The organism is Streptomyces sp. NPDC006339, assembly GCF_040612775.1.
In the GTDB taxonomy this organism is placed as follows: domain Bacteria; phylum Actinomycetota; class Actinomycetes; order Streptomycetales; family Streptomycetaceae; genus Streptomyces.
Genome location: NZ_JBEXQW010000121.1, coordinates 1 through 1,316, shown reverse-complemented (window position 1 = coordinate 1,316; position 1,316 = coordinate 1). Strand labels below are relative to the sequence as shown.

At 69.8% G+C, this 1,316-nt stretch carries 4 protein-coding genes; all 4 read right to left on the bottom strand.

Features of this window, described 5'->3' with window-relative positions:
- Window positions 1-89: 89 nt before the first annotated feature.
- Complete coding sequence (locus ABZ135_RS38780; RefSeq protein ID WP_356703132.1) at window positions 90-386, bottom strand: hypothetical protein; 297 nt, start codon at window positions 384-386, stop codon at window positions 90-92.
- Window positions 387-549: 163 nt separating this feature from the next.
- Window positions 550-774, bottom strand: a complete 225-nt coding sequence (locus ABZ135_RS38775) for a hypothetical protein (protein WP_356703130.1) — start codon at window positions 772-774, stop codon at window positions 550-552.
- Window positions 771-998 (bottom strand): hypothetical protein, encoded by a 228-nt coding sequence (locus ABZ135_RS38770; protein WP_356703128.1) that lies wholly within the window; start codon window positions 996-998, stop codon window positions 771-773. The genes ABZ135_RS38775 and ABZ135_RS38770 overlap by 4 nt, the downstream gene beginning before the upstream one ends.
- A gap of 47 nt (window positions 999-1,045) precedes the next feature.
- A complete protein-coding gene (locus ABZ135_RS38765; protein WP_356703126.1) occupies window positions 1,046-1,234 on the bottom strand; it encodes a hypothetical protein in 189 nt (62 codons plus the stop codon).
- Window positions 1,235-1,316: the final 82 nt, after the last annotated feature.

The following is a 1,316-nucleotide window of genomic DNA, read 5'->3' as shown; positions in this document are numbered from 1 at the left end:
GACAAGGCCGGGCTCGTGCCGGGTGTAGGCACCCGTGTTGCCGCACTTGATGCAGCGCGGATAGGGGCCGCTGTAGGGCGGGAGGCTGGTCACGGTTGGGGCTCCTGGGGGTCGAGGGCGGCGAGGATCCGCTCGCACTGGTCGCGTCGGAACTGGTGGGAGTGACGGCTTTCAAGGGTGGCCATGCACTCGGCGCGGACGCGTTCGATGGCGGCCTCGGCCCGCTCGGCGCGCTGCACAGCGGCGCAGGCCGCATCCATGTGGCTCTGCCGCATGGCGTCGAGCAGACGCATCTGTCCGCGGACGGTAGCGACTTCGGCGTAGAGCTGGTCGAGGGCGTTTGAGGTGATCGTGTCGACGGTGTGCCGCTCAGCGGGCTGGGTCACAGGAGGTCTCCTTGCGGGTCGATGGTGTGGACGCGACGCCGGCCGCGGCGCCAGCTCTTCGGCGCGAACTCGTCTGCAGGGGCTTGGCTGTCAGGATTGGTGCGGGGCGGGTGGTCGGGTTCCTGGTCGCGTCCGACGGTCCAGAGTGGGAGCTGGCCTGTGGTCATTGCTCGCCTCCGACGCTTTCTTCGACGGTCCAGGTGGTGGTCTCGCGGATGAGGCGGAGTCGGATGCGCGGGTTGCGTTCGTGGCGGCGTTGGAGTTGGGCGAGGGTGGCGTCGCGGTCGGGGCGGCTGATGCTGCTGGGCATCCAGCCGTCGATGTCCCAGATTTCGACGCGCCACTGCACTCGTGGCGGGTGGGCTTCGCTGCCCTCGGGCTGGGTCATCGGGTGTCTCCGGTCTCCAGGACGTAGCCGCTGCGGCGGGGCTGGCCCGTCTTCGTGGTCGGGGTGGCGTGCAGTTGGCGGATAGGGACCGGGTTGAGCAGGGCCCAACCTCCATCGACGGAGGTGGCGCTTACGGTTTCGGTGCCGACAGAGGTGATGCGGATTCGGAACTCCTCGTATCCGGGCTTGCAGGATCGGTAGATCTGGCCGGGCTGGATGGTCATAGGTACTCCTCGGCGTAGGGGTGGCGGTACGGGCTCGGGCGGCTGGGTCATCGGCGGTCGGCCTTCCAGCAGTCGGGGCAGATGTCCCGACCGCCGGGACGCTGGTGCCAGTCGCGGCGGAGACGGCGGACGTCGGTGGCGGTCAGGGCCTCGGGGTGTCCGGTCTCGGCGTTGCAGTCGGGGCCGTCGCAGCGGATGACGGGCCAGTACGTGTTGGGAGCGTGGGCGGCGGTCACGACTCGGCCCCGGCGGCGGTGTCGTCCTCAACGACCCAGGTGGTCGTCTCCCGCACGAGGCGGAACTTCAGGTCCGGGTGGC

What these genes read in the sequence shown, in the direction of transcription:
- ABZ135_RS38775 (WP_356703130.1), bottom strand. Translation starts at nt 774, where the DNA reads ATGACCCAGCCCGAGGGCAGCGAAGCCCACCCGCCACGAGTGCAGTGG.
- ABZ135_RS38770 (WP_356703128.1), bottom strand. Translation starts at nt 998, where the DNA reads ATGACCATCCAGCCCGGCCAGATCTACCGATCCTGCAAGCCCGGATAC.